We start from the raw sequence: 24,269 nt of genomic DNA, 5'->3' as shown, positions 1-24,269 counted from the left end.
TTTTTCAAGGATTCTTCCCAAATTAGTCGTCGTATTCCGGCGCATCGAACGAGGTCGGAATGTGCGGCTCATCCGGGTCATTATGGATGAACGAGAAACCGCTGATCTTGCCCGTTTTAGGGTCAATCGGTCCGGTCTGCAGTTGCCCATACATGCTTGTCGTACTACCCGAACGGAATAACATAGTGTTGTTAATCAGCATGTAGTAGCCATAAATTTCCCAAGTGCCCGCCTTGTATTCGACTTCCTTAGCACCTTCGAAACCTTCCAGCTTGGAGGTTCCATCAGCCTTTAAGGTAAACGTCCAATCTACACCATCTTTAGTCGCGACCCATTCGCCGACAAAATCCTCGGCTTTTTCGTATTCGTACTCGATACCTTCAACCGTACAGTTCAAAGCCCCATCGGTCTTCGAGATGGTATTGTCGGTACCTACGGAATGAACGAATAACGTCTGCATACTTCCCACGTAGTGTAACGGAATCATCAACAGCGTGTTACGCTGTACATCGTAGCGGCCAGCATGCCAGCTCACCACATTGTTGTTGACTGAACTTTCATAAATATACGAGCCATCGAAGAACCTATAGATTCTCGTAGTATCACCATCGGCGCATTCATAGTTTTTATTCTGAATCGAATCCGCCTTGGAGACCTTGCCCTTCTGGGTGGCAACGCTGGCCTTTACCGCTTCGCTGTAATCTTCCGAACCGTCTACGGAGTACATGACAGTACCCTCAGCATCGACCACGAACGAAATTTTGAAACCTTCTTTTACCTTTTCCACAATCTTGCTGGCGGCATCGGTTTTGCTATACTGCATGCCCGAATTGTTTGACTTAAAGTTCACCACGCCATTAGCAAAATCCGTATAGGTAACTACCCACAATTCGTTCGGAATGCGGAGTGCCACAACACCCTGCTTGCTGCCGGTCGACATGTAAACCGTCTGATCGAACAGCTTGAGTTCCACGTTTTTCTCTAAATCGACGAGTTTTGCGACACGAGTACCCTCAGGAGTTACTAAAGAAGAGGAGGATTCCGGAGCTTCGCTGGACGAAGACTTCGGAGACTCGCTCGAAGAGGACTTGGAATCGTCCTTAGTAGAAGACGAGGACTTGTCAGAAGACTTTTCAGAAGAAGAGGACTTCTCTGAAGATTTTTCGCTAGACGAGGACTTTTCGCCCTTCTTGGAAGAAGAAGACTTGGCGTCGCCTTTTTCGGAAGAAGAGGAGTCATCGTTTTCTTCTACAGAAGAAGAGGATTCTTCGGAAGAAGGGTCTGCCGAAGCGGAAGAGGAATCGTCGCCGCAAGCAGCAAACATAAACGCCGACGAAATCAAGAGTGCAAGGAATTTCTTTTTCATACGTCAAATATAGTTTATCCAAAACACCTTTTCAATAAAAAAAGGAAACCCCGCCGCTTGGGCAGGGTTCCTAAAAGGTTTCTTAGCGGAAGTGCGGAAAACTAAGTGGCGTCCGCACGACTAACGCTAGTTTAGAAATCTTACTTGGCGATCACGCGGGCCATTTCGCAAACCTTGTTGCTGTAGCCCCATTCGTTATCGTACCAGGACACAACCTTAACGAAGGTCGGGTCGAGCTGGATGCCAGCCTTGGCGTCGAAGATGGAGGTCTTCGGGCAGTTGCGGAAGTCGGTAGAAACAACGGCTTCGTCGGTGTAACCGAGGATGCCCTTGAGTTCGCCTTCAGAAGCTTCCTTCATGGCAGCGCAGATTTCTTCGTAAGTGCAAGCCTTCTTGAGTTCGACAGTCAGGTCAACGACGGACACGTCAGAAGTCGGCACGCGCATAGACATACCGGTGAGCTTGCCGTTGAGCTGCGGGAGAACCTTACCCACGGCCTTAGCAGCACCCGTAGAAGACGGGATGATGTTTTCGAGAATGCCGCGGCCACCGCGCCAGTCCTTCTTGGACGGGCCGTCAACGGTCTTCTGAGTAGCAGTTGCAGCGTGAACAGTGGTCATGAGGCCACGGACGATGCCGAACTTTTCGTCGAGAACCTTGGAGATCGGAGCGAGGCAGTTGGTGGTGCAGGAAGCGTTGGAGATGATCTTCTGACCAGCGTAGGTCTTGTGGTTAACACCATAGACGAACATCGGAGTTGCGTCCTTGGACGGAGCAGACATGATGACCTTCTTGGCACCAGCCTTGAGGTGAGCAGAAGCGAGTTCTTCGGTCAGGAAGAAGCCGGTGGATTCCACAACGACGTCAACATCGAGGGCACCCCAAGTGATTGCGGACGGATCCTTTTCGGCGAAGATCTGAATCTTGTTGCCATCGACGATGAGGAAGTTGCCTTCCACCTTGATGTCGTGGTTGAAAGCGCCGTGGACGGAGTCATACTTCAGCATGTAAGCGAGGTAGTCAGCGTCGAGAAGGTCGTTGATACCGACAACAGTAATGTCCTTGGAGAAGTTTTCCACAGCAGCGCGGAAGACCATACGGCCGATACGACCGAAACCATTGATACCGAGTTTGAGAGCCATTATTGGATCCTTTTGTTTTATTGTGAAATTGCTACCCACCATAGGGTGGTGCGTTCTTGGGCGGAAAGATACAAAAATTTACCTAAACGGACTAGGTCTTTTCAGCATTTTTTTCAATTTTGGGGGTCAAACCGCCGCTAGAGGTCGGAAGGGGGACGCCTCCCCCTACTTGCAGCCCCGGCATACGTCATTGCGAGGAGCAAAGCGACGAAGCTATCCATAGCCGTGGCTTCCAGTACCCTCTCGCCTAAGGGGCTCCGCCCCCTAAAACCCCCGGGCTTTAATCTGCCTACCGCTGCCCACGGCTCCAGAAATGTGCTCGTCTCGCTCTTACATGACCGTTCGACTCACGTCTCGCTCTCGCTACAGCCCCAGCTTAACGCATGGGGCTTTAAGCTCACAAGGCCTCGGCCTTCGGCCTCGAATGTTCGCTCAACGACTCATCTTCTTCCGCCTTAGGGCATGCCCCTCACGCCCTAATTTTATTGTTAAAATTTTTGGTGATTAAATTCTAGTGAGTTAAGGTGTTGTTAGCATCCATCACACAACGGACTGGGCTAAAAACACTTTTTTCATTAGAATACATATCTGTTTTGAAGGAGTAGGAATCAGACGACATGTATAATATTCGCGATTTTTTATAGTTTAATTCGTTAGGCAGCCACAAACTGATTCTCTCGTGAACACCAGAAAACGCGCCTCCATTAAAGAATTCACCTGTCGGAATAATTGACATACCAAAACTATTTAAACCGGCTTTTTCTGTCCATACGGCCTTAGATTTAAGTCCAGCGGATGTTTCTGTAGTGTGTTCCCATTCGTACTGATTCATAATATGCCAACCGTCCGGGCAAATTCCTTGCCAACGGACTACACGAGGATCGCTAACGCTCTTGACAGCATTTGCAAAACTCTTGCACGCGTCATTACTGTCCACGGCAACAGAATCGCAAACCTTGGGCAGATTCATAGCCTCGGCCCATGTATATAGACCGCCAAAGTGGTTGTCGCAGAACCATTCATCATCAACGTAGCATAGTTTTTCAGTCACATTGTCGTCAAATTCTGTTGTTCCACCCAATACCATTTTACCATAATTCAAGTTTTCGGCCATCACATAGAAGGTATCCCTACCCTTACCATCCTCGGAGTGCCAAATAAACTCAACATACTTGTACTTGTGACCGTCTCGAGGATCTTCAAACTCTAGATATTCCCCGCTGTAGCCAGCAAAAAGGCTATCCAAATTGGGGTGTTCCTTATTTTTCTCGATTGCAGCGAGAGAATCGAGGGAATCTTTACGAACTGTGTATTCTTCAACCCAGTTGTTGTTATCGCAAATATAGTGCGTTATCGTTTTTGAGCGTTCTTTTGTGAGCGTATCTCCATCATCGCAAATATGCAATTCCCCACTACTACTCGACTCAACCACCGACGAACTGCTATTCTTGCCGCTTACGGAACTAGAAGAATTCTTTTCCGCTACAGAAGAACTGGATTTTTTAGAATCTTTCTGTGAAGACGAAGATGCGTCTTTATCTTTACCCGAAGAACCGTTGTCGTCATTGCTACTCGACGAGATTTCACCGACTGGATCGGGAGCGGAGCTACTTGATTCATCGCCACATGCTGCGAGCAGGGCTAGGAGAATGGACAGAGCCAATAACATGCGAAGCGAATGCCGCGGCAGGCTGCTTGCAGACTGACATGGCTGAGCTGATGCTGTTATGCGCTTGCGCAAAGCGTTAAAAATCTTCACAGAAGACCTCCGAACCTCAAATAAATTCACGAGAAATATAGAAATAAGTTGTGTATAGAATAGGCGGCCTTTCGACCGCCATTGAATTACAACTTGCCAAGATCGCGAAGCATTTTCTCGTACTTATCCGCACGAGCCTTTTCTTCGTCAGCGCGGGCTTCAGCCTCGCAAAGGCGTTTTTCCGCTTCATTTGCACGCTTACGTTCAAGGTCCACGGCGATATCGATTTCCTGCTGCCAAGTCATATAGCGTTTCCTCGTTTCGTTGTCCGTCTGGTACCACTTCACCCAGCGATCGACTTTTTCTGTTTCAGGAGAATTGGGTCGCCTTGTGGCGAAATACTCCATATACTGTCTGATTGATTTCTCGGCTACGTCGCGGTACTTAGTGAATATATAAAAATTTTTGAAGCAGAGATCGCCCAGTTCGATTTTCGGGTTGTCTACTTCGAGATTCCTGAACCTGTACACGGCGCGCCCCTGCCCGAAAATGTCCTCGGGGCACAGGAACATGATGTAGAGTTCCTTCAGATTGTAGTAAACCTCACCCTTGTTCAGCGCTTCGCTATCACACATAGCCTGATAGTAGCGCGTCCTCTTGGGGATTTCCTTGTTGTCCTCCATTTGCATCTCAATATCGAAACTGCGGAGGGTCTCTCCGTTCGGCCCCGTTTCCTTGACAAAGACGTCGTAGCGGATTCCCTTGTAGAATGGGCTTACGTCGACGGTCTTTTCGGGCTCGGGATCCCGAAGCTCGTGAATCTTGATGCCAAGCACCGCTTCGAGGAAGGGCTTGGCGATTTCCTTGTGACTGAACACCATTGCAAACATGAACCTGTCCGTGATGGGTAACTGTTCAAAAGGAGTGCGTTTTGTTTCCATTTTTCATTTTGCAGCGGGAACGCCCCCGTTTGGCGAATAGAGAGTATCCCTATCTATTCTATATACGCCAGTTTTGATAAAAGTGGGGAAAAATGCACCCTTTTTTAGCAGCAGAACAACGTAAAAAGATTTTTGCTTTTGTATAATACCTAATGTACGATACAATCGTTATTCCACTTTGGACTACGAAAAGGCGGGGCTTGCGCGCTCCGTTTTTTTATTTTTGTCGTCATGAGCAATTCTTTGTTTGAAAAATTTGGTCGTATCCCCAGTTTTTGCGTCCCCTTGTTCGGGCTGTTGTTTGTTGCATCTTTAATTTCTTGCGCCGGTAACGGAAAGCCGCTGACCGAATCGGACCCGCAGTCCGAAGGTTCACAGGCTGCTAATTCCGGGAGCTATACCGACGACTATTTTGACGAAAGCTCGACTGTAAATTCGGACGCGAGCACCAAATCGGCCCGCAGAAACACCGCCAACAGTTTCAGTTCTGACGGTTTCAGCTTCATTCTGCCGCAGGGCGGCGCAGGCGACTGGGCGCTCGTGGGCGATGACGACGGGAGCGCCCACGAGAGCGGCGTCCCCTACGAATTTTACAACGCCAGCACAGGACGCCGCGCGGTCCTGGTCAAAATCGAACTCCCCAAGGGCGAACCCATGCGACTCATGGACCGCGCCCAGATGGAGATGCAAGCTTTTGAATCTAGCGGCAAGAAGGCAACTCTCGCCGAGACCTATCCCGAAGAAAATTTCGGCGGTACCGGCGTCTTCTTTGATGTTGCGGGCAAGCGCTACGACAGCCCCTACGAGGCCGTCGGCTTTGTAACAGGCGCAGGGAGCCGCGTGTACACGCTCACCCTTTCTGCCACCGACACGCCGCTCCAGCCGGGCGAACTCAAGAACGAATGGAAGGAATTCTTCGCAAACTTCAGCATGCGCGAAACTGCTGCAAGCGAAGGCCCGGAACTTTCGCCGAACAACGTGCAAAGTTTCAACTCCCCCGCCCTCGGCTACACCTGGGCTGTGAAGGACACCCTCTGGCATCACTGGACAGGAATCGCCCGCCAGAACGACGACCCGGACCTGGTGCTCAGCAACAAGGCCGAGGACGTTTCGCTGTTCGTTTACGGCGCGACTGTAGAAAGCGACGCCGTGAATTCGCAGGATTTGTTCAAGGTGCTGCTCGTGCGCCTGGGCGTAGACCCGAATAATCCGACGCTTGAAAGCCACCGTCAAAAGGTCGGCGACCGCTACGCGCAGGACTTTAGCTTGACTCACGTGGTCAACAAGTTTGACTTCTACTACACAGGCCGCTATTTCTATGACGACGGCCGCGGAATCTTGATTGTGAGCTGGACCCAGGGCGTGAACAAGAAGAAATACGCCAGGGTCATGCAGCACGGTATCGAGGGCCTGACCGTGGGCGAAAATCCGGCCGTCAAAAACGCAGCCGCCGACCCCGAATCCGCCAAGAAGCAAGCTAAATTCAACGCCGCCATCATGAGCCAGGTGGGCATTTTGCGCCTGCTCGAAAACCAGCCGCTCGTAGCGTTGAGCTACTTTGAACGCGCCAACCGCATGGATCCCGAAGAACCGCTGTACCTGATCAACTGCGGATTCGTGTACCAGATGAAGGAACTTTACGGCCCGGGCATCAGCCACTTTGAAAGCCAGCGCGAACTGGTGCAAAAGAACGGCAAACTGCTCTCGATTTTGGGCGAAATGTACGAAGCCTTGTTCGACTACGGCCGCGCCCGCGAATGCGCCGAAGCAGCCCTCCGCTACACGCCGAACAATCCGGAATACGTAATCAACTTGAGCGACGCCCTCTGGGGACTCGGTCAGCGCAACCAGTCGCTCGTGGTCGTGCAACGCCTTTACGATACCCAGCCGAGTAGCCGCCTGGGCGTCTACCTCGCAAAAACTTACATGGGCCTTGACCAGTACGCCGAAGCCGTTGACATTCTTTACCAGGTGCGCCGCCGTTTTGGCATGAGCGTGGAACTGGGCAGCACCTTGATGGATGCCCTCATGTTCCTTGGCCGCTACGAAGAAGCCCGCGCTATTAGCGAAGAAACCTTGGCCAAGGACCGCAACGACTACAAGATTTGGACCACGCAGGGCAAGATTCTATTCTACAGCCGCAACTACCGCGACGCCGAAAAATCGCTCACCAAGGCTCTAGCCCTCAAGCCCGATAACGAAGACGCCAAGAGCTTCCTCAGCGCCACGAAGGCATTCCTCGGCAAGGCCGACAACCGCACGCTGCAAAAACCGATTACGCCTGTGGAAGAACGCACCAAGAATCTGAAGAGCCTCCTCAGCGAAACCGCTAAAAAGCAGGGCACCGAAGGCGACTTCCCCGCCGTCGTGCATTACAACAAGCAGACTTTGAAGGCCGAAAAGGGCGCAAACTGGGTCCGCACCGACGAAATGCTCATGGAAATCCTCGACATTCGCGGCGCCGCCATCTATCGCGAATTCACTTTCGACTTCTTGCCCGGATTTGACCGCATTTACCTGAACGCCCTCGAAGTCTACGACAGCAACTGGAACCTGAAGCAGAAGGCGAACCTGAACGGCGCCTACATTACCTACGCCACCGAAATCGGCGGCCAAAACGAATCGCAGACGGCGCATTTCCCGCTGCAGGAACTTGAACCGGGTGACTTTATTTACCTGCAGTTCAGCCGCACGAACATCGAAAATAAGGGCATGATCCCCTACACCGACTTCGTGAGCAGCAAGGACGTTCCCGTAGGCCAGTCCAGCTTCCGCATTTACGCCGACACAGCCCGCTTCGTGACCGAAGAATACGGCCCGCTGGAAAAGAAGGCAATCAAGGGCGGCATCGAATGGAAAATCGAGAACCCGGTCATCATTCGCAAAGAACTTTACATGCCCGTGTACCGCGACTTTGGCGCAGGCCTGATGCTCACCGGCAAGCAGGAATGGAAGAACGTGGGCGAAGATTACCAGAACCTGATCAAGCACCAGTTCAAGCAAGCCGTGAGCGTGCGTGAAAAGGCCCGCGAAGTCCGCGGCAGCAAGGCAAATGACAACGCTGTGAAGGCAATCGTGAACTTTGTGCGCCACGACATCCGCTACCGCGACGTTCGATTCGGCGGACACAGTCTGATTCCGCAAACCGCCGAAGTCACGCTCAAAAAGCACCAAGGCGACTGCAAGGACATGGCGCTCTTGCTCAAGGAAATGCTTGAATCGATCGGCATCAAAAGCTACCTCACGGCCATTCACCTGACCGAAGAAGGCTTCGCCGGTCTCCCGACGATTCAACAGTTCAACCACATGATTCTCTACATTCCGGCGCAGGGTCAAGTCACCGAACGCTGGGTCGACGCCACCGACAAAACCGGCAACGATCGCCCCGTCCCGCTCGATATGGAAGGCAAGGTCGCACTCGTGATCAACGACGACAGCAGCCACGTGGTCACCACGCCGATTCTCGAAGACAATCAGGAACACCAGATTGGCATTGAACACCGTCTGTTTATCGGAAACGACGGTGCCTGCGAATTCCGCGACTCCATTTCGCTGCAGGGCAAGTTCGCAAGCGTGATGCGTAACCGTTTCTTTGGCCGCGACGCCAAGGAACAGGAAAAGCTGATGGAAGACTTCCTCGCCTCGGGCATTCCCGACGTAAGCATCGGAAACATCCGCATCGAAAACCTCGCCGAATTCAACAAGCCGCTGGCCCTGATTGTGACTTACGCATCGAAGGGTTACTTTGGACAGGGCGGCTCCGAACTCAAGGGGCGCTTCCCGAACGTGTGGGAACGCAGCCTGTTCAAACTCCCGAAGGTATCGAAGCGCCACCACCCGATTCGCATGCCCCACGAAACGCAGTTTGCATACAAATTAAGCGTTACCGCCCCGAGCGGCAAAAAAGTCAAAATTACCGGCCCGAAGCCGCTTAATCGCGACCCGGATTACGTGAGCTACGAGAAGAATTTCGACGGCAAGAACAGCATCAAGTGGACCACCTTCGCACTTTACGCCGACCCGGCGGAATACAACAAGATTCGCGAGGAATGGACCTACTTGCTCAGCGAAACCAGCCCGATGATCGAGATTAAGTAAGCAAGTCCATATAGGCCACACGGATTGTACAGTCACTTCGTTCCTGTACCAAATGCTCGCTTCGGTCATGACAATACAAGTATTGTCGCGACACTCAGCTTACGCATTTGTCGGGAAAAAAATATTCAAATCTGATTTTACGTTAGTAAAATCGAATCAGTGTGATATAATATCACACGAATTCGAAAAAACTAACGTTTTTTCAAAAAAGGTTTATAGAGCAATCAGTGTGACATTAAAAAGAATCGCTCCTAGCGACGAGCAATATTTTTCTGCGCATCCAGAACTATATTTTTGACACCTGGCGCAAAGTCGCCGAAAGCTTCGCCTACGAAGAATACGAAGGTCCGATGTTTGAGCATCTGGAACTTTACACCGGCAAGTCCGGCGAAGAAATCGTAAGCCAGCTCTACAACTTCAAGGACAAGGGCGACCGCGAAATCGCACTCCGCCCCGAAATGACTCCGACGCTCGCCCGCCTCGTGATTCAGAAGGCCCGCGAACTCAAGAAGCCTTTCAAGTGGTTCAGCATGCCGCGCCTTTTCCGTTACGAAAAGGCTCAGAAGGGTCGCCTCCGCGAATTCTTCCAGCTGAACATGGACATCATCGGCACCGAAAGCATTTACGCCGAAGCCGACCTGATGGCAGCCATCGCAACAATGCTCCGCAAGTTCGGCCTCAAGGATGGCGAATTTGCGATTGGCGTTTCTAGCCGCAAGCTCCTCGCTACTTACCTCGAAGAAATCGGCGCCCCGAATCCGGCGCTGGTTTACCCGGTGCTTGACCGCCGCTTAAAAATCGGGCCCGAAGCATTCGCCAAGGCTCTGGCCGACGCAGGCCTCTCCGAAGACCAGGTGAAAAAGCTCGACGACTTCATGAGCTGCAAGAGCATCGAAGAAGTCAAGACCAAGGTTCATAGCGAAAACGCAACTGCCGCCCTCGCTGAAATCGAAGACCTGTTCGCAACACTTACCGCCGCAGGTTACGGCGAATGCGTGAACCTGGACCTTTCCATTGTTCGTGGCCTCGCCTACTACACCGGCATCGTGTTCGAAGTCTTTGACAAGGGCAAATCCATGCGCGCTATCGCTGGCGGTGGCCGTTACGACAGCCTCACCGAAAAACTCGGTGGCGAACGCATTCCGGGCGTGGGCTTTGGCATGGGCGACGTAGTTCTCGCCGACTTGCTCGCTGAACACAAGTTGCTCCCGAGCCCGAAGCAGAGCGTGGACTTCTACATCGCAAGCTTTACCAACGACATGAAGAAGGTGTTCGAAACCGCACAGGCATTCCGCAGCGCAAGCACCGGTAAGCCGTTCTCGGTCGCTCACCCGCTCGCCCCCATGAAGATGGGCAAGCAGCTGGACCAGGCCAACTACCAGGGCGCGAAAATCGTCGTGTACGTAGACGGCTCCAAGGCTGCCGCAGGAGAATTCGAATACAAGGACATGCGCACTGGCGAAATGTTCGTAGGAAATACAGAAGCCATCGTGGAGCGCTTGAAGGCTTAAACGCTTATGATGTCCCCTTTAAAAGTCCTCCTTTCTATCATTAGCTTGTTCGCCCTTCTTGGCTTTATCGCCATCATCTACCCCGATGACGGAATCCATATCGGCGACTCCACGCTTCGCTACCCGAAGCTCACCGAAATCTTCGTAAAGCAGTCCACTGGAGATTCGCTCAGCGATTCTACCCAGGGCGACCCCGAAGAAGCCATTCGCGAAATGATGGAAGCGACCAAGCGAAAAGAGTTCGCCGCCTTTAGCGACTCTCTCCAGTTCTACGAGGACTTTTTTGAAAAGGGCAAAACGCGTTTCGATTTGCCAAGCAACGACCCCACGTGGTTTGACCGATTCTTCTTGCATCTCGAACTTGCAAGTCTCGATTCTAACGTTGTACACGTAGTGCATTACGGCGACTCGCAGCTCGAAGAAGACCGAATTTCAGCCACCATTCGCGAAGACCTGCAAGATGAATTCGGCGGCGCAGGCCCAGGCATGATGCCCCCCATTATGACCGTTCCGTCGATGACCACAAGCCATGCAGGCGTGGGTGCGCTTTCTCGCTACATTCTGTTTGGACCCAAAGAAGACGAAGCCGAACATACGCGCTATGGACCTTTGGCCCAGTTCGCGAAGCTTGAAGGTGAAGCCTCTATCACCATCCAGCGCCGCAAGGAACGCAAGAAGCAGTTCAGCCATGTGGGCGGTTACAGCACCATTCGCCTTCTCACAAATAAGAATGCTCGTCTCAAGGTCAGACTCAATGTCAATCAGACCGTTGTAGATACCGTGGGCCAAGAAGAAGACGGTACACCGAAAGAAAAGCGTACCACCAAGGTGGTCGACGCAGGCGAACCAATTATCGACACTTACAACAAACTCAAGGTGTACACCTGGAAGCTGAAGGACACCACTTCGATTGCCAAGATGTACCTTTCGGGCAACGCCGAAGTCTATGCGATTTCTGCAGACGGTTCATACGGTGTCGCCGTCGATAACGTAGCCATGCGTGGCTCTTCGGGCACGATTTTCCACCGCATCGATACGGAGCTTTTGGCTGAATCTTACAAGGCCATGAACGTAAAGCTCATCATCATGGAATACGGCGGCAACCTGGTGCCAAGCATTACCTCGAGCAACATCGAATGGACCAAGAAAATCATCACGCGTCAGATTCAGGCGATTCAAAAGGCGAACCCCGATGCCGATATTCTGTTCATTGGCCCCGCCGACATGGCACGCCAGAAAGACGGCCAGTGGCAGACCTATTCTGGCCTTGCGATGACAATCAAGGCGCTGCGTGAAGTCGCTCTCGAAAACGGAGCCGCCTACTGGGACATGCACCGCGTGATGGGCGGCAACGGAGCCATGATCAAGTGGGTCAACAAGGAACCCGCCCTCGGCTTTACCGACCACATTCACTTTACTCGCCGTGGTGCTGCCTACATGGGCGACTTGTTCTGCGCCGCCCTCCGCATGCATTACGACTACTTCAAGTTCCGCGACCGTCACAACATTAGCGACGAAAAATTAAAAGAACTGCACCAGTGGAGCGCCGAAAACAAGCCTGCTCCCAAGCCTGTCGCCAAACCCAAGCCCGCCGCCAAGCCAGTTAAGAAGGCGGCACCCGCCCCCACACCGAAGCCAGCAGCAAAACCAGTTGCAAAGCCTGCTCCGGCACCGGCCGCGAGACCAGCCGCAAAGCCTACCGCAAAACCCGTAGCCAAACAAGCTCCGGCCCCTGCTAAAATTCAGGCGAATAAAAATCCGGCGACAAAGAAAACTGAAATGAAAGGAGCGAAAAAGAAATGACACGCGTACTCCGGACCTTTGCGTTCATCGCACTTTCTGTTTTTGCGCAAAATGTTTTGGCTAAAGACGCATCAACTGCGCCGGGCAGCTACCACATAGACCTTTCGCGCTACGACTTTATCGACACCACGCAGAACGTGATCAAGTTCCCCAAGGGAAACGCCTCGTTCAACACCTTCTTTAACAAGTTGGACACGCTCGTGTTTGAAAATCGCGGGCAGGTTCGCATTCTGCACGTGGGCGGTTCGCACTTGCAAGCCGACGTGATTTCGGGCCGAATCCGCGAGCACCTCATTAAGGAATACCCGGGAGCCTCTGCCGGCCGCGGATTCGTATTTCCTTATTCTGCAGCACGTACCAACACGCCTGCAAGCTATGCCAGCGCCTACAAAGGCATTTGGGACATGAACAAGAACGTGCAACGCGAAATCAAGAAGCCGCTCGGCTTGCTTGGTATTGCCGTGAGCACCAGCGATCCGCGTTCTGAAATCACACTGCTCCTTGACAAGTACAACTCTACCCCGATTTGGGGCGAAACCAAACTCAGACTTTTTGGTTACAGCGACAACAACGATGTGGTTCCCGTATTGCGCGTTGATTCGACCGATATTTACGGTATTCTCGATTCCGCAAGCCAAAGCTACGTGTTTACAAGCCCGCGCCCGATTGACACCATTCAAATCGCTTTCCGCTGGATTGATTCCTTGAAGCAAGCCGAAATTGCGAAGTTCATTACCGACTCGCTATTCCAAGATTCTATCGCCCGCGCCAAAGAAGATTCCGTCAAGAAGGCTACCGGCGACACCGCCCAGAACAAGAAAGATTCCAACGTGATTCCGGCCAAGATTCCGAACAATGTCGCCTTGCCCGAAGTCGCACGCGATTCCATGTTCCAAGGTGAATGCGATGTGCTCGATACGGCATGCCTGCGCCGCGAAGAGGCAAAGAACAAATCTCGCAGCTGCGCCGAAAAATTGAACAAGCCCGCTGTCAACTACGCCGAGGGCGAAATCGACGCCACCAATTACGCCAATGAGCATTGCATTGAACAAGTCGCCGTACCCGATTCCGTCAAAAAGAACGCACGTCCGCGCTTTACGCTCACCGGCATTCTCACCGAGACAGATGCTCCCGGCATTACCTACACAGGTGTCGGCATTAACGGTGCGAAGGTGCACGACTATTTTGAAGAAGTCTGCCCGAGATTCGAAAAAGAACTTTCTTTCTACAAGCCCGACCTCGTGATTTTTGCAATCGGCATTAACGACGCAAACGTGGAACGCTTTAACGACAAGCAGTTCAAAGACGATTACGACAAGCTCATTGCTCGCATCAAGAAGGTCAACCCGAATGTGGCAATTATTTTCGAGACGAACAACGATATGTATCGCAAAGTCAAGAAAAAACGCTTCGTGCAGCACCCGAACGGTGACGTCGCCCGCAAGGCATTCTTTGCTCTGGCCGAGAAGCACAAGGCCGGCGTTTGGGACAAGTTCGGCATTATGGGCGGCCTCGGCTCCATGTCCAAGTGGGAAAAAGCCGACCTCGCCAAAGCCGACAAGGTGCACTTCAAGCTTTCGGGCTACAACCTCCTTGGCGATCTGTTCTACAAAGCAATCATAAATAGCTATCAAGAACACATCGCAAACCTCCCTGCACAAACCAAGTCTGAAGTGAAATAACCGACCCCCTTATGCTCGACTACGTCATTCCATTCCTCACTCGAACCTTTGCGTTTGACCCGAACAGTCCGCTGCTGTTTACGCAGTTCTATTTCTGGGGATTTTTCGCCTTTGTATTTGCGGCCCTCACCCTGATCAAGAACCGCATTCTGCTGCGCAACGCCTTCTTGTTTGCGACGAGCATGTTCTTCTACTACAAAACGAGCGGCAGCTACGTTTGCATCCTTATTTTCTGCGTGGTCGCGAACTTCTTTATCGGCAAGTGGATTGAAAAAGCCGAGGAGCAGTGGAAAAAGAAGCTTTGGATGATCATCGTGGTCATCATCGACCTGCTCGTTCTGTGCTACTATAAATATTCTTACTTCTTCTTGGATGCCCTCTACGACTTTACCGGTATCGAACTGCACGTGTACAACTTCTTCGCCGCCGCAAGCAACAAGATGTTCGGCACGCATTCGCTGGTAGACACCATCATTTTGCCGGTAGGCATTTCGTTCTTTACGTTCCAGGCCATGAGCTACTGCATTGACATTTACCGCGGTAAAATCAAGGCCGTCGACAACATCCTGAATTTCGGTTTCTACCTCACCTTCTTCCCACAGCTGGTGGCAGGCCCGATTGTGCGCGCCGACAAATTCGTACCGCAGCTTTACCGCAAGTATTTCTTGCCGCGCCGAACCTTTGGCATTGCCGTGTTCTGGATTCTGAACGGCCTCGCCAAAAAAATCATCTTGAGCGACTACCTGGCCACCAACTTTGTGGACCGCGTTTTCGACACTCCCCTGCTCTTTACCGGCCTCGAAAACCTGATTGCGCTCTTTGCATACTCGCTGCAAGTTTACGCCGACTTCTCCGGCTATACCGACATCGCCATTGGCGTGGCACTCCTCATGGGTTTCCGCCTGCCGCAGAACTTCAACAGCCCTTACAAAGCACTCAGCCCCACCGAATTCTGGCGTCGTTGGCACATCTCGCTTTCTAGCTGGTGGCGCGACTACCTGTACATTCCCCTGGGCGGTAACCGCAACGCCACCGTCGGCACCTACTTCTGGATGGCGTTCCTGAGCCTTGTGGCCATCATGCTTTCGGGCAGCGTGCTCGTGGGCGTCATGCTCGCCCTCTTGTTCATCTACATTTCTGTTGTCGCTTACTTTAGGCCCGAATCGCGCAAGTTCATTACCACCAACATGAACGCCATGGCCACCCAAATTGTGGGCGGTTGGTGGCATGGTGCCAGCTGGAACTTCATTATTTGGGGCGGTTTGAACGGCTTTGGCCAAGTATTCAACAAAATCTGGAGCAAGCGCAGCCTCAAGTTCCGCACCATTACCGCATTCGTGCTGTTCGCCGTAAGCGCTATTGTCTTTAAGCAGACCAGTACAGCCATCTTCGCAATTACCGCCGCTTACTTTGGCGTTCTCTTCCTCGGCTTGTATATTGTATGGGTTTTCCGCCTGTTCAGCGACAAATCCTACCACTGGATTTATGTGGCTTGGAACGTATCGCTTACCTTCGTGTTCATCACGTTCACGCGACTCTTCTTCCGCGCAGGCTCGAACCTAGACCCCGCCGAAGCCAACGAAGTCGCCTGGAACACCGCCAAGAACATGGTTCAGCAAATGGGTTGCGCCTGGAAATGGGGCACGCTTAGCACCATCGCCTGGGAACACATCAACATCATCCTCGTGTTCATCGCAGGCATGCTCATTCACTGGATTCCCAAGAAGGTCAAGAGCCGCTACCGCATCATGTTCGCTTCGCAGCCGCTCCCCCTCATGGTCGCAAGCACCGCGTTCATCATCTTCGTGATTTACCAGTTCATGAGCGCAGACTCCTGCCCGTTCATCTACTTCCAGTTCTAAGTCATGCTGACGAAGGTCAGCATCGGCATCTCATTAACACATGCAGGATAAAACTGGGTCGCGACAACAGGGCGCGAGCAGACAGCACTCTGCAAACGCTTTTTAGCAGGCATCAAAGGAGATTCCGGGACAAAGCTCGGAATGACAAGCGGGATTACACCGCTGGCATTTTCACGGTGCGGTTGAATTCTTCAGGAGTCGTAAAGGTCGGCACAATTTCGTGCAGAGCCTTGATAGCCATCTGATCGTTATTGGCACTCGCTGCGTTCTTCAAATTCCACAGCTGGTTAATGAACTTGTCCATGTCGATTTCAATCTGCTTACCGATGTAAATCAACTTGTTCTTGGTCTTCTGCAGGCCTTCTTCGCTCATCAACAATTCTTCCATAAGCTTTTCGCCCGGACGAAGTCCCGTAAACTTGATTTCCACATCCTTGTAAGGCACCTTGCCGTACATACGAATCAAGTTTTCAGCCAGTGTCACAATCTTTACAGGGTGTCCCATATCAAGCACAAAGATTTCGCCGCCATGGGCAATAGAGGCCGCTTCAAGCACCAAGCTCACCGCTTCTGGAATGGTCATGAAGTAACGAATGATATCCGGATGCGTCACCGTCACCGGCTTGCCCTGTTCAATTTGGCGTTTAAACAGAGGAATCACGGAACCGTTCGAGCCCAGCACATTACCAAAGCGAGTCGTCACGAATTCCGTTTCGCCACTCTTCTGCTGAGCCAGGAACTGCACAATCATTTCGCAGCAGCGCTTAGATGCACCCATCACGTTCGTGGGGTTCACCGCCTTGTCAGTACTGATCATCACGAACTTCTTCACGCCGTTCAGCACCGCGAGCGTACCCATGTTAAACGTACCAATCACATTGTTCTTGATTGCTTCCATGGGGTTATTTTCCATGAGCGGCACATGCTTATGGGCTGCCGCATGGAACACCACCTGCGGTTTGTACTTCTTGAAAATCTGGTTCATGCGGAAGTAGTCACGCACCGAGGCAATCAGCGTCACCAAATTCAGCTTGTCGCCGTATTCCATGCGCAGTTCCTGCTGAATGTCGTAGGCATTGTTTTCGTAAATATCCACGATAATCACCTGGGCCGGGTTATACTTGGCAATCTGGCGCACCAGTTCAGAACCGATAGAGCCCCCGCCGCCCGAAACCATGCAGACCTTGCCTTCGATAAAAGCACGGATATCCTTGTTATCAAAACGAATCGGATCACGGCCCAACAAGTCTTCCACGTTAATATCGCGAATCTGGTTCACGTAGCTGGTGGTTCCATCACCAATGCTAGAGGTATCCAAAAGACTGCCGATAAAAGGCAACACCTTTACAGGGATACCCGTTTTACCGCAAATATCCAGAATCGTCTGGCGGTCCTTGGGCGGGCAGCTCGGAATGGCAAGAATAATCTGTTCGATGCGTTCTTCCTTGACAATCTTCGGAATATCGGTCGTGGAGCCTGCCACCAGCACGCCTTCAAACATTTTGCCAATCTTATAGCGGTCATCGTCTACCAGGCATACCGGATTCAAGTGCGTTGCGGCACTGGATTTTAAACCTTCTTCTTCGTCGGCCTGATTGTTGCGGATTTCCTTGATTAACATCTGGGCGGCAGAACCGGCACCTACAATCATGGTGCGGGTCTTGTTGGCTAAGCTGGCTTCTTTGTAACCCGTACGCACCAAAGACACAAATGTGCCGCGGAACATGTAACGGAAGGCACACACGCCAAAAAGGGTCACCAAAGTATGGAGTACTGCAAATTCCACAAAGATCTGACGCTGGAACAGGTACACAAAGCCGTAAGCGATCACCATACCGCCCACAACGCCCTTGATGCAGCTCAGGTAGTCTCGCTTGCTAAAATAGCGCCAAAGCTTGTTGTAGGCTCCAAAAAAGAGCAAGCCCGCAAAGCATCCGAAAACACAAGTAACAGAAATAATTAAAAGTTCAGGACGATTGATTCGCTCTGCAACAAGGGGCAAAGGCCAATTGGCAAAAAGCGCCGCTGCAACAACGATAAACCCATCAGTCGCTGCAAGCACGCGCTTACGCAATCTAAAGCTATTAAAGAGATTCTTGACTTTTTCGCTTAACATTATCATGCCCCTATGTGTCGCCCCAAATATAAAATAATCTTACATTACAACATAAAGACAACGCGTACATTCATGTATTTATCGTCAAAAAAGCCGTATTCGCCCATGAATGCCACGTGATTTCCCCTGTAACTCACTGCGGGAATTAAAGAATAGTGGAGTGGAGCATTGTGAACAAACTTCTTCTGCACTGTCTTGTACGGGTCATCGATACTGCTTCCGGCATCGGTTCCCTTCCACAACCACTTGTTATGGAGCCCCACGAATACGCTAGAAAGTCCACTCAAGCCAAGATTACCATATACGGTCCAATCGACAGCCAAGCTATTGGGGCCGTTCGGGTTCCCTAACGGCATGCCCAAATGCGCCATTTGCGAACGAGCGGTATCGTAATGGCAGTAGGTGTACGGTTCTACACGGGCAATTTCAGCAATCGTACCCACTTGCAGCGCATGGCCGTTCAGGTTAAAGTCATGACCAGCCTGCATACCCAGCATGCCAGCCCAGCGGTTGTTGCTGTACTTGTTTTCGTACACAGCCATGGGTGATTCCATGTCGTCCAAGAAGAACTCACCATACACGCGCACTGCATTAAACAAGCGATAGTTCAAATCGAAGGCTAGCGCACCATTGTTCACGCGTTCGGTGTAATTACCCTTCTCGATAAACAGCGGCACCACCGGCACAAAGAGCCAGGGTTTGTTTTCGTTATAAAGCACCTGCAGTTCACTCATTCCTACAGTCAAGTTTCCCAAGGCAAGTTCATAACGGTGAGCATACAGGTTGCGGTCATTCAAGTTGTCTTTGCTGTAGCTCCAACTATTCACGCGCAAGTCGGCGTACACGCTAAACACGCGCAGCGGACCAAAGGTAAAGTCCAAGTTGAGCATGTTGTACGGGAGCGCAAACTGGTTAAAGGCCAAGTTGTTGTAATAGCCAGGGCCCCAATGCAACACGTCGCGAGCCAAAGAAATTCGCGCCCAAGCATAGTTCAGTCCCAAGTGCGCACGGTAGCGGGCATAGCTCACGTAATCGGCACCAGCGTTACCATCTTCGGTTTGCACGTCGAATACTTCACCATCAAAGCTCTTGGGCTTTTTTGCCGAATGCTGTTCAGCATAAATGCGGGCGTCCAAATCAAAATCAAGCGAATCCGCATAGCCACGCAGATAGAGGCCGCCATCAATTCCCGGCCAAATGGTATCGCCTAAGGCTTCTCCCCCACGGTAATCAAGTCCCACCACAGGCGAAGCGGCAATCGCAAAACGGTGAGCGTCTTTACCCGAGCCTAAAGAATCTGCATAGTACACCAGCGCATTACTTTCTTTATCTGCAAAATTTTTGATAAAGTCATAATTACGACGCGGGTATGTAAAGAACTGACGAGACTCGCCTACCGTCTGGCGGTGGTAGTCCATCAACATCGGGAGGTAATCCAACTGGCGCAGATTGCGATTATGCTCGGAACCCACGACAGACTGTGACCAGGCGATAGAAGCGAGAAGTAGGATGCAAATAATCAAGTGCTTCATATTCAGGATCCAAGAGGAGATCCCGGCTTCCCCGTTCCGAGGACCATATCCACTAAGCAGCGAAGCTGCAAGTGGCTATTGGCAAGCCGGGATGACAATTAAGAAGCAAGGGTAAAAAAAACGGGTCGGCCTTAATGGCCGACCCCTGTATAATTCAACGAATTACTTTTCGAACGGAACGAGTTCCACGCGGCGGTTCTGTTCGCGGCCTTCCTTCGTTTCGTTATCGGCGATCGGCATTTCAGAGCCGTAACCGATAGCACGCAGGCGGTCACCTTCGATACCCTTCTTCTTCAAGTGGTCAACCACAGCCTTGGCACGCTTTTCAGAGAGCTTCTGGTTGGTGGCTTCGGAACCGGTATTGTCGGTATGGCCCTGCACTTCGAGGTTGGCAGACTTCACCTTGCGCATCAGGTTAGCGATGTCGTTCAAGGTGGTGAAGCTCTTCTTGGTGAGCTTGGCAGAACCGGTCTGGAACTGGATACCCTTCTTGAGTTCGTCCAGGTTTTCCTTCTTGTTCACGGCGCAACCCACAGTGTCAACGGCAATGCCTTCGAGGGTGTTCGGGCACTTGTCCTTGGGATCAGGAACGCCGTCCTTGTCGCCATCGAGCACGCAACCCACAGAGTCAACCGGCATGCCGGCAACGGTACCCGGGCACTTGTCCTGGCCATCGGCAACGCCATCGTTGTCGCTATCGGCTGCGCAACCAGTAGAATCAACAGTCACACCCATAGCCGTATTCGGGCACTTGTCCTTATTGTCGGGCACGCCGTCATGGTCGAAGTCCATCGGGCAACCAGTGCTATCAACGCTAATGCCTTCCGGAGTATTCGGGCACTTGTCCTTGTTATCAGGAACGCCGTCGACGTCGAAGTCAAGCATGCAACCCACAGAGTCAACCACAATGCCTTCCGGAGTATTCGGGCACTTGTCGTTAATGTCGGGGATGCCGTCCTTGTCGCTATCAACACGGTTCAGAGAATCGAGACGAGCGCGTTCGGCAGCGGTCAGAGCAGCGGAATCCACCTGATCATTGTCGCCGTTCATAACCACAGAATCCTTGTCAGCGCAACCGTCGGTATTCACAGAGACGCCTTCCGGAGTGTTCGGGCACTTGTCGTAAGAATCAACCACGCCATCCTTGTCGGTATCAAGCGGGCAACCTTCGGCATCAACCTTAATACCCTTCTTGGTATGCGGGCACTTGTCGGTATCGTTGTTCACGCCGTCGCCATCGGTATCACGCCACATGTCGGCACCGAAGTACCAAGTGAGGAGAGCTGCACCGGCAACGAGCGGAGTCGGAGCGTAGCAGTATTCGACGTGAGAACCATCTTCGCCGTTGAACTTGATGACGCGATCTTCGCAGCCCTTCATTTCTTCTTCGCCGTCGTAGAACGGGTTCTTGAAGGCGCGGACTGCCACTTCAAGTCCCATAGCGAAGTCGATGTTGTACGGCAAGTGGAAACGAAGACCCGGAGTGATAATCATAGGATCTTCAGACGGTTCGAACTTGTACATGCCCTTGGTTTCCAAGCGAGCTTCGCCGGAGTATTCCAAGAACACATCCAGCCAGGACTTCGGGAGCCAGTTCACGCCAGCGCTGTAAACGAGCACCTGGGTTTCGTCCAAGTCGAGCGGGTAAACGTACTGGGCAAACAAGTTGAAGCGCCAGGGCTTCGGATTGCTGAGCTTGGTGAGGTCAGCGGTACCGACCAAACCGAGACCGAAGGCCCAGTCATCAGCTGTATAAGGCTGAGTATAGCCATTGCTATTCAAGTACCAAGCGTGGCGAGGACGCACACCGGCATTGGTTTCACCCGTCGGGATATACATGTTGAGCATGGCTGCAAAGCCGTACCACTTATTGGTATCGAGCGGGAGTCTGATCTTGGACCAGACATTCAAGTCACCGCGGCTGGTGCCCCACTGGTTCGTTGCACCGGAAGGACCATTAGAGTTTGCGTGTTCGTAGTAAACCGGCAGGCTAACACCAACGTCCATCCAGTTCGTAAGACCTGCGTTCACGAAGAAGTTACCGGCCTGAGTGTAGTCCCAATAGTTGAAGGTATAGTCCTTACCGTTATGGTTGTACTTACCACCGCGGGAAAGAGCCCAACCATCAATGGCAATGTTACCACCGGTACCTACGGCGAATTTCCATTGACCAAGGGTCTTGGCGTTAGTCTGATGGAGACCGTCAGTGCCGCCCTCCATGCCTATCTGGGCAAAGCTGATTCCAGCTGCCAGTAGAGCTGTCCCAAGTATTTTTTTCATGAGTTGTTTCCTTCTTCGGTAACGTGATTAATGTCACAAATATAACAAATTCTTAAGATTTACTGAAATATCCCTTACCGTAGTACCCTTTTCCGTAGTATCCATAGCCATAATAGTGGCCAGGTTCGTATTCGCAATGGTTCATCACGAATGCGCAGGGTTTGTCGGCATAGCGACGCAGGTTCGCCATATTTTCCTTAATTTGGGCAATAGAGTCAGCACCGTAGTGCACCACCATCAAGGCAAAGTCAACCAGCGGGAAAATCAATTCAGCATCGGTCACCATGCTTACCGGCGGGGTATCCACCAAAATCATGTCATATTCTGACTTCATTTCTTCAAGCAGGTTCTTGAACAAATCATGGCGCAACAGTTCGCTCGGCGACATCAAGCGCTTACCGCAACCCATCACGAACAGGTTCTGACAGCGGGATTCGGCCACCGTTTCACGCCAAGGAATCTTACCCGAAAGAACTTCGGTAAGGCCAAGATACTTGGAGCTACGGATTACACCCTTACGCATATCGGCATCAACCAGCAACACTCGTTTGCCGTTCATCGCGTAAATGGCAGCCAAGTTCTTGGACACAAAAGACTTACCCACACCGGGCAACAAACCGCAAATCATGACCACCTTCTGGCCTTCGGAAAGCGAGAAATCCACCGCAGTCTGCAAGGTGCGGAAAGCTTCGCTAGCCTGGTCATTCGGAGAAGCTTCGACCAAGGTCAACTTATGGCGCTTATCATGCAAAAGTCTATTCTTCGATTCCGGAATCTTAGCAAACACGCTTATGTCGGTAGCATGTTCCAGTTCCTGCGAGCTACGCACGCCATTACGCATCATGCGCAGCAAGAACACAAGCAGCACACCCACCATAAAGGAGGCGGCCATCGAGCAAATAAGGATGTTGAACTTTTTCGGCTTGCTCTGGATTGGTTCAATCTGGGCGAAGTCCACCACGCGCACATTACCAACTTCACCGGCACGCACCACGCGCAACTGCTGGATATTGTTGAGCATTGCCGTATACTGGGCGTTATTCACCGAAACGTCTTCTTGCAGGCGAACCATTTCTTGCTGGGTAGCCGGCATCGATTCGGCGCTCTTCTTGAGTCGAGCGAGTTCGCCACGCAGACGATTCTGCTGTTTTACAATCGTCTGCACCGAGGGATGTTCTTCTTTAAACAAGCGCGTTGCCTGCTGACGTTCCTGTTCCAAATGGAGCAACTGGCGCTGCAGGTCCACTTCCTTATTCAAGTGAGCCTGAGTTTCACCGGTCATGTCCACTGAACCAATGCTGTGGCGATAGTCAGACAAAATTCTTTCGGAGCTGTCGAGTTTTGCCTTCACGCCGGGCAACTGGGATTCCAGGAATTCCAAGGTCTTTTCAGCTTCGGCGCTGCGCATTTCAACATTTTGGCGCACGTAGGTGTTTGCAATCGTATTGAGAATCGAAGCAGCACGGTCAGCATAGCGATGCGAGTAGGACACACCAATCACGCCGGTCTGCTTACCCTTTTCGGCCACCTTGAGGCCAGAGGCAAGTCTGCGCACGGCAATCAACGGGTTCGAAAGGCTTATTCTGAATTCTTCGCCAACGCTTGCACGCATGCGGCTCACGCGAATCTGCAATGTATCGCCAGCATACAAGACCTTAAGCAAAGCACCCACCTTGCCTTCAATCAGCTTGGTTTCGTCTTCGTTGTAAACCGCGTAAGTATCGTCGCCGGTAACTACGGCCGTCCACTTTTCAGAGCGGGCCATTTCCGGAATAAACAGATAGTCAAGATCCATGCGGCCTTCGCGGTGCAGCAAGCGGTTCAAAGCACTGGTCGGCGTTGCCGAATAATTCAAATGTTCTTCGGCCACCACATAGTTCAAAACCAGACGGCTCTTGATCAGTTCAATTTCAGCATCAGCCGGGCTCGAGACATCCAAAATAGCACCCATTTCACCCATAGCACGGTTTGCCGCCTTGTTACCCTTCACGTCGATTTGCAACAAGGCATCGCTTGTAAACTGAGGACGAATCCACTGGCCAATTACAAGTCCAATAATGGCACCCGCAGCCAGGAACATGCACAGGGTATAGCGCCTTTTCCAAAGAATAAACAGGGCTTCAAGCAGGGTTATAGTATTATTGGCCGAGTGATCTTGTGCACCGACCACGATCGTCTGCTGTTCGTTTTCAGCCATCCGAGTCTCCAAAAATGTGCAAAATTCAGATTTGCAACAA

At 51.7% G+C, this 24,269-nt stretch carries 13 protein-coding genes; 5 read left to right on the top strand and 8 right to left on the bottom strand.

All coding sequences use genetic code 11. The features are described from left to right. Positions 1–22 precede the first annotated feature (22 nt). The 4 genes from QZN53_RS12350 to QZN53_RS12335 all read right to left on the bottom strand — a co-directional run bounded on the left by QZN53_RS12350 (position 23) and on the right by QZN53_RS12335 (position 5,148). Positions 23–1,366: a hypothetical protein gene (locus QZN53_RS12350; RefSeq protein WP_294653402.1), complete on the bottom strand. Its 1,344-nt coding sequence runs from the start codon at positions 1,364–1,366 to the stop codon at positions 23–25. Between the two features lie 140 nt (positions 1,367–1,506). Beyond that, positions 1,507–2,508, bottom strand: coding sequence for a type I glyceraldehyde-3-phosphate dehydrogenase (gene gap, locus QZN53_RS12345; protein WP_163439225.1), 1,002 nt, complete (start codon positions 2,506–2,508; stop codon positions 1,507–1,509). A 511-nt stretch (positions 2,509–3,019) separates the two neighbouring features. After that, a complete protein-coding gene (locus QZN53_RS12340) occupies positions 3,020–4,267 on the bottom strand; it encodes an FISUMP domain-containing protein (RefSeq protein ID WP_163439224.1) in 1,248 nt (415 codons plus the stop codon). An 86-nt stretch (positions 4,268–4,353) separates the two neighbouring features. After that, positions 4,354–5,148, bottom strand: a complete 795-nt coding sequence (locus QZN53_RS12335; RefSeq protein ID WP_163439223.1) for an Rpn family recombination-promoting nuclease/putative transposase — start codon at positions 5,146–5,148, stop codon at positions 4,354–4,356. Between the two features lie 231 nt (positions 5,149–5,379). Between QZN53_RS12335 and QZN53_RS12330 the strand changes: the two genes are divergently transcribed. The 5 genes from QZN53_RS12330 to QZN53_RS12310 all read left to right on the top strand — a co-directional run bounded on the left by QZN53_RS12330 (position 5,380) and on the right by QZN53_RS12310 (position 16,104). Further along, positions 5,380–9,246: a DUF3857 domain-containing protein gene (locus tag QZN53_RS12330; RefSeq protein WP_163439222.1), complete on the top strand. Its 3,867-nt coding sequence runs from the start codon at positions 5,380–5,382 to the stop codon at positions 9,244–9,246. Positions 9,247–9,512: 266 nt separating this feature from the next. Next, a complete protein-coding gene (gene hisS, locus QZN53_RS12325; RefSeq protein WP_163439233.1) occupies positions 9,513–10,757 on the top strand; it encodes a histidine--tRNA ligase in 1,245 nt (414 codons plus the stop codon). Positions 10,758–10,763: 6 nt separating this feature from the next. After that, positions 10,764–12,560 carry a hypothetical protein gene (locus QZN53_RS12320; RefSeq protein WP_294653397.1) on the top strand — a complete coding sequence of 599 codons (1,797 nt, stop codon included), beginning with the start codon at positions 10,764–10,766 and terminating at the stop codon, positions 12,558–12,560. Next, a complete protein-coding gene (locus QZN53_RS12315; RefSeq protein ID WP_163439221.1) occupies positions 12,557–14,242 on the top strand; it encodes a GDSL-type esterase/lipase family protein in 1,686 nt (561 codons plus the stop codon). The genes QZN53_RS12320 and QZN53_RS12315 overlap by 4 nt, the downstream gene beginning before the upstream one ends. 11 nt (positions 14,243–14,253) lie before the next feature. Further along, positions 14,254–16,104 carry an MBOAT family protein gene (locus QZN53_RS12310; protein WP_163439220.1) on the top strand — a complete coding sequence of 617 codons (1,851 nt, stop codon included), beginning with the start codon at positions 14,254–14,256 and terminating at the stop codon, positions 16,102–16,104. A 154-nt stretch (positions 16,105–16,258) separates the two neighbouring features. Here the strand turns inward: QZN53_RS12310 and QZN53_RS12305 are convergent, their stop codons facing one another. The 4 genes from QZN53_RS12305 to QZN53_RS12290 form a co-directional block, all read right to left on the bottom strand. Further along, positions 16,259–18,220, bottom strand: coding sequence for a nucleoside-diphosphate sugar epimerase/dehydratase (locus QZN53_RS12305; RefSeq protein ID WP_294653394.1), 1,962 nt, complete (start codon positions 18,218–18,220; stop codon positions 16,259–16,261). A gap of 44 nt (positions 18,221–18,264) precedes the next feature. Continuing rightward, positions 18,265–19,752: a hypothetical protein gene (locus QZN53_RS12300; protein ID WP_163439219.1), complete on the bottom strand. Its 1,488-nt coding sequence runs from the start codon at positions 19,750–19,752 to the stop codon at positions 18,265–18,267. 162 nt (positions 19,753–19,914) lie between these two features. Further along, positions 19,915–22,032, bottom strand: a complete 2,118-nt coding sequence (locus QZN53_RS12295; protein WP_163439218.1) for a thrombospondin type 3 repeat-containing protein — start codon at positions 22,030–22,032, stop codon at positions 19,915–19,917. Positions 22,033–22,084: 52 nt separating this feature from the next. Then, positions 22,085–24,229, bottom strand: coding sequence for a polysaccharide biosynthesis tyrosine autokinase (locus QZN53_RS12290; protein ID WP_163439217.1), 2,145 nt, complete (start codon positions 24,227–24,229; stop codon positions 22,085–22,087). Positions 24,230–24,269 lie beyond the last annotated feature (40 nt).

The sequence above is a fragment of the uncultured Fibrobacter sp. genome (assembly GCF_900316465.1).
Lineage (GTDB): Bacteria > Fibrobacterota > Fibrobacteria > Fibrobacterales > Fibrobacteraceae > Fibrobacter.
The sequence above is the reverse complement of the archived record's forward strand: the minus strand, read 5'-3'. Positions and strand labels throughout refer to the sequence as shown.